This is a genomic window from Microcystis sp. LE19-10.1B (assembly GCF_027530565.1).
Lineage (GTDB): Bacteria > Cyanobacteriota > Cyanobacteriia > Cyanobacteriales > Microcystaceae > Microcystis > Microcystis aeruginosa.
Window position 1 is genome coordinate 1 of sequence record NZ_JAPZQM010000522.1, and the last position, 5,472, is coordinate 5,472.

Annotated in this window: 7 protein-coding genes and 1 pseudogene; 4 read left to right on the forward strand and 4 right to left on the reverse strand. The window is 43.8% G+C overall.

Translation table 11 applies throughout. The features are described from left to right. Positions 1-144: 144 nt before the first annotated feature. From O9332_RS18690 to O9332_RS18700, 3 genes are read right to left on the reverse strand one after another with little or no spacing between them, the layout of a single operon-like run. Complete coding sequence (locus O9332_RS18690; RefSeq protein ID WP_002763696.1) at positions 145-1,158, reverse strand: WD40 repeat domain-containing protein; 1,014 nt, start codon at positions 1,156-1,158, stop codon at positions 145-147. A gap of 36 nt (positions 1,159-1,194) precedes the next feature. Then, positions 1,195-1,437 carry a DUF5678 domain-containing protein gene (locus O9332_RS18695; protein WP_288026821.1) on the reverse strand — a complete coding sequence of 81 codons (243 nt, stop codon included), beginning with the start codon at positions 1,435-1,437 and terminating at the stop codon, positions 1,195-1,197. A gap of 7 nt (positions 1,438-1,444) precedes the next feature. Further along, positions 1,445-1,876, reverse strand: a complete 432-nt coding sequence (locus O9332_RS18700) for a DUF29 family protein (protein WP_288026823.1) — start codon at positions 1,874-1,876, stop codon at positions 1,445-1,447. A gap of 167 nt (positions 1,877-2,043) precedes the next feature. On the opposite strand from O9332_RS18700, the gene O9332_RS18705 reads away from it, so the two are divergent. From O9332_RS18705 to O9332_RS18715, 3 genes are all read left to right on the forward strand, one after another. After that, positions 2,044-2,748: a choice-of-anchor C family PEP-CTERM protein gene (locus O9332_RS18705; RefSeq protein WP_288026825.1), complete on the forward strand. Its 705-nt coding sequence runs from the start codon at positions 2,044-2,046 to the stop codon at positions 2,746-2,748. A 147-nt stretch (positions 2,749-2,895) separates the two neighbouring features. Then, positions 2,896-3,228 carry a DUF433 domain-containing protein gene (locus O9332_RS18710; protein ID WP_002750711.1) on the forward strand — a complete coding sequence of 111 codons (333 nt, stop codon included), beginning with the start codon at positions 2,896-2,898 and terminating at the stop codon, positions 3,226-3,228. Further along, positions 3,225-3,584, forward strand: coding sequence for a DUF5615 family PIN-like protein (locus O9332_RS18715; RefSeq protein WP_002763705.1), 360 nt, complete (start codon positions 3,225-3,227; stop codon positions 3,582-3,584). The genes O9332_RS18710 and O9332_RS18715 overlap by 4 nt, the downstream gene beginning before the upstream one ends. 27 nt (positions 3,585-3,611) lie before the next feature. On the opposite strand, the gene O9332_RS18720 is transcribed toward O9332_RS18715, so the two are convergent. Further along, a complete protein-coding gene (locus O9332_RS18720) occupies positions 3,612-5,003 on the reverse strand; it encodes an MlaD family protein (protein ID WP_288026828.1) in 1,392 nt (463 codons plus the stop codon). A 171-nt stretch (positions 5,004-5,174) separates the two neighbouring features. On the opposite strand from O9332_RS18720, the pseudogene O9332_RS18725 reads away from it, so the two are divergent. Further along, positions 5,175-5,472, forward strand: a pseudogene (locus O9332_RS18725) (hypothetical protein); the annotation flags it as partial.

Below are 5,472 nucleotides of genomic sequence, written 5' to 3' on the forward strand. Positions count from 1 at the left end.
GATATGGGAGTGATCAGGGGGAAATTCAGCTACTTTTTCCCTGAAAATTAGGTAATTGACCCCCTCAAAATCGGTAAAACCCCACACCCCACACCCTACACCCTACACCCTGCTTCTAGGAAAAACTTTTTCAGCAGACCCCAATTAGATTCCTCGCCACAGTGCGATCGCACCGTCTCGATCTCCAGTGACTAACCAACGACCATCTCGACTGGCAACCATTCTTAAGATGACGTTTCCCTTGAGAGTATTCAAGTGCCGACGGGTATTAACATCCCAAAATTTGACAGTTCCATCCCCGGAAGTGCTGGCCAAAACTTTACCCCCATCCAGCAGGGCCATATCGGTAACAGCGTCGTTATGGGCGAGAATAGTGGTGGTGCCGATGCCGCTTTTCACTTGCCAACTGCGGATCGAACCGTCTTGACTAGCAGTACCGGCGGTATTACCATCTTTGGAAAAAAGCACCCGATAAACGGGGAATAAATTACCCGCATAGGCACGAATAAAGCGACCGGTACTCACTTTCCACAGTTTAACGAAGCCATCGTAATCGGCGCTAACAATTCCTTTACCATCGGGACTAAATGCGATCGCCTGAATCGGATGATTATGGCCGCGCAGGGTTTTTAACAGTGTACCCGTCTGAAAATCCCAGAGTTTAACTGTACGATCCCAGCTACCCGTGGCCAAAATTTCGCCATCGGGAGAAATAGCGGCATCGGTAACGAGAAAAGCATGGCCAGGATAGGTCATTTCTAATTTTCCCGTGCGCGTATTCCAGCGTTGCACTTTTCCCCCGGCATCGGCAGTTACGAAAGTCTCACCATCGGGACTAAATTGGATAGCGTTAACGGTATCACCTAGTTGCCAAGTCCTGAGAGGTTTTTGGGTTTTTAGGTCCCATTCCCTAACAGTGCCGTCAAAACTACCACTCAGCAGCAGGGAGTTATCGGGACTAATAGCCAAAGCATAGATGGGATCCTGATCGGCTTTTAAAATAGTAACCCGTTCGACGGTCTGCCAAGGAACGATTTCTGCTAGGGGAGGTGCTTGCGGAGTGATGGTTTTGCCTTTTTCCTGATTGACTGCACAACCACCGGATAGGAACAGCAGTAATAATAACGATAACGTCGGTTGATAAAGGGTTATTTTCATAGAATTTTGCCGTTGTCAAAATCAACTTAAACTACTTTAAACTTGAATGGGTAAAATTTGAATAGAATAACGACAACTAGGAACAAGATAAATGACAAATTCTTGATTGGTTGTGTTGGCTTCTTCTAGAACATTCTGTAAATTTTCACCGTGAGCAATCACTCCTTTTTCGTTATAAGCAATGTATTGATTTTTATACAAATCAATCACGTTGTCACGATTTTTGTTTAACCAACGTAACATTTCTTGGGCTTGTTCTTGAGAGATTGAGTTGGTCATAATCTTTCTAGGGAGAGACGTTTTTGATGAGAAGGAAAGCATCACTAATCAGTTTATTTTTGTCAATTATAGCTTCTAGTTTCTCCGATTGATAACGACCTGATTCGACTTCTAAAGAAGCGGCATCCAAAGCATTAAGATAAGCATCGTTTAAAGTGTCTGTTAATTCCTCATCACTTAAATAATATCCTGCCGCTTTTCGGCGTTTATTGTGGCGTTGAATTTCTCTAACACTATTGCGAATGGAGACATCCCAAGAACGAGTGGTTCGGTTTTCTGCCTGTTGTTTAATTAAATGAAGTAATAAGATAACAGCATAACCACGAATGGTGCTAATAATCCCATTTTTGCTCATATCTTCAAGGTCTTCTACAATCGCCAGTGAACCTTTAATATCACCTTTTAAGAGTAAAGCCTTTAATTCTAAAAGTTCTTCCATAATCCAATTTCTTCCCCAAATACCCCTTAATTATATCTTGCCACAAGTCTCTCTATCCCAAAGCTCATTTAAGTCCATCTTGAGGAAAAAATTAATCATTTTTTCATTTATTTTAAGCTTTTCTGTGCTATGGTGTGGTTGTTTATCTAAAAATGGAGTTTTTAATTATGACTCAAAAATTAGCAAAACTGATTGATTTGCGGGGGGGGGGTAAGCATAGCTTATTAAAACTCTCAATTGCTTCCTCTGTCTTGGCGGTGAGTGCTTTGATAGTCACCCCTGTACAAGCAGCAAATTTGATTCAAAATGGCAGTTTTGAGACGGCTACCGTCAACCCTAACCCTGGTGATTTTATAAGACTTGATGCTGGTTCCACAGCAATTACAGGATGGACGGTCAGCCAAGGAACAATTGATTATATAGGAACTTATTGGCAAGCTTCTGAGGGTAGTAGAAATCTGGATCTATCTGGAGCGAATGCCGGTGGAATTCAGCAAACCTTTAACACAACTGTCGGTGAGACTTATCGGGTGACTTTTGATCTGGCGGGTAATACAGACTACAGTCCTACTATTAAAGAGATGAGAGTGAGTGCAGGAGGAAATTCTGCTGACTTTTCTTTCGACATAACAGGAAAAAGCCGTTCAAACATGGGATGGGTATCAAAATCTTGGGGTTTTACTGCCACTGGAACAACAACTACCCTTAGTTTTCTAAATTTAGTCGATACACCTTATGGTCCTGCGTTGGATAATGTCTCAGTGATAGCTCTTTCCCCTCCTCCTACTTCTATTCCCGAACCTTCATCAATGCTAGGATTATTGAGTTTAGGAGTATTAGGAATTGGTTCTGCTTTAAAACGTCAATCTTAATCTCTTTTTATCTTTTTAACCCATCTAAACTAGGTGGGTTAAATTTAATATTCAGATAGGCTTAAAATCGGTGAATAATTTTGAATTTTGCGGCACATTTTTAATAATATGCTAGGATAGTATTGATGTTTTAGGAGGTAACAACCTATGCAGTTAGAAGATTATTTTGAATTTGTAGCAGTAGATAATATTCAATTAAAAGGACATCGTATTGGCATTGAGGACGTACTGAAATACTATCGACAAGGTTATAGTCCTCAAGAAATTCTCCAAGAATTACCAACTCTAAATTTAGAAAAAATTTATGCCACTTTGACATATTATTATCACAATCAAGCACAAATCGATCTCTATCTTGTCAAGCTAGAAAGACAACGGGAACAACATTATCAACAGTGGCTAGAAACATCATCTCCTTTAATTGATCGTTTAAGAAAAGCAAAAATTAAAAAGGAGCAGGAGTATTTACAAAAAGCATGAAAATTCGGTTTTTGCTGGATGAAAATTTATCTCCTAAGCTAAAAATAGCGGTTCAACGTATCAATTCTACTATAGATATTTTGCGAGTTGGTGATGCGGATGCACCTCTTTTAGGGACACTTGATCCTAATTTATTGCAATATTTAGAATTATCCCAGAGACTGTTAATCACTGACAATAGAAGTACCATGCCCAATCATTTAAAAGATCATTGGAACACGGGAGGTCACACTTGGGGAATTATTTGGTTACGCCCTAGCGGTACAATTAGTCAATGGGCTGAATCAATGATTTTAATCTGGGAATTAACAGAAGCTGAAGAATGGATTGATCGCTTAGATTGGATTCCTTTATGAGGAACTAAGGTGATTTTTCAAACACATTTAATCATTTATTTCGGGGCTTTTTCTGGGTTTCTTAGCGTCTTTTTCTGGGGTATTAGCGGCGGGATTTGGGGCTATTGTCGCAATTTGGGCGGCCATTCTTGTCATTGCTTGACCTTGGGCGAATTCCTGCTGTAGTTGTTCGCTAGAAGAAACCAAACGACTTAAACCCTGAATTAAGCGGATAATTTCCTGTCGCAGTTGCGGATTACCGGTAATTTCATCCACATCCGAGGTGATTTTCTGAAGATTGGCAAAAGCAGCGCGAGAGGAGTCGAGGAGTTGCTGTAGGGTGACAACAGTGGCAGGATCGGAGAGATAAGCGGTAAAATTTCCCAAATTTTCACTTAATTTAACAGCATTTGCCGAAATAGTGTTTAAATTCTCGATAATTTGGCTTTTCTGCACTTCCGTCAGGATCGGATCCAAAGCAGCGAGGGTAGTTTGTAGGCGATCGCTAGTAGTTTTGATACTATCGAGAGTGGCAATTAAACGATTTTGATTAGCTGCCAAAAAAACCCGCAGTTCTTCGGTGGTTTGGCCCACCAAAAGCAGCGTTTTTCGGGCCTCCACTAGGGTAGCGTCTAAATTTCTCAGGCCGCCACTTCCCTGTAAACTTTTCAGTAAAGTAGTCGCTTCCTGACTCAATCCCCCGACACCGGAAAGATCACTAGAAAGACGATCGAGGGAACCGGATACTTGGGGTAAGGATTCTAGGGATCTCATCCCCGAATTAAGTTTACCTAGAGTACCGCTGCGACGTACCTCACTTAAAGCGGTGGTTGCCTCACCACTAAAGCGATCGAGTCCCCCCAAGGCATTGGCAGCGCGTTGGGTAAAAGAACGAAATCCAGCCACCATATCGGGATCGCTAACTAGATTAGAAATTCTCAGTAAAGATCTGATCAAGGTATTGACATTTAGCGCCGATTGCCCTTGTAAACGGGAACCGTTACAGATAATCACTTCCCCATTACAGTTAGGACTCAAAGGGGGTTCTTTAACACCACCGACGGGTAAAGCTTGCAGGGGAGTAATATCGATCGTGGTTTCACCCACTAAACCGGATTGAATGGCTTCGATGAGGGAATTACTGGGAATTAGGCGATCTGCTGGCGAAATCTCCACTTCTACGGCGACTCCCTCCGGTTCTGGGGTAATTGCCGTCACTTGCCCGATTCTCACTCCCCGATAACCGACGCGGGTTCCCACCATCATGCCACCCACATTAGGAAAAAGGAAGCTGGCGCGATAACTGCGTCCCCCGAAGCTAAAATTACTTAACCAAGCGACAAACCAGATTAATATTCCCCCCGATGTCAGTAACATTAAACCGATACCACTTTGCCGCAGAGTTGGGGAAATCCCCCGTTGTGAACCGCCAGCTTCCATAAATAATTACTCCTCATCTCTACACAGTATCTTACAGGAGAAATCGGAGGATTTCAGTTATCAGTTTCTGAAGGCAAGAGTCAAGGAGTCAGTATTCAGGAGTCAGTATTCAGTATTCAGGAGTCAGGAGTCGGGAGATAGGATTCAGGAGTCAGTATTCAGGAGTTGGGAGTGAGGATTCAGTATTCAGGATTCAGGATTCAGGAGTCAGGAGTCAGGAGATTATTTTTATTTATTCTCCCCACTTCCCCCCGCAACGCGCACGCAGTGACCACCCCACACCCCACACCCCACATCCCCCTCACCCCCCCTCCCCAACAACCCACAAACCCACACCCCCCCCCCCCCCCCCCCCCCCCCCCCCACCCCCCCACCCCCCACCCCCCCCCCCACCCCCCACACCACCCCCACCCCCCCCCCACCCACCCACACGCACCCCCCCCGCCGCCCGCCCACCGGCAGACGCGCA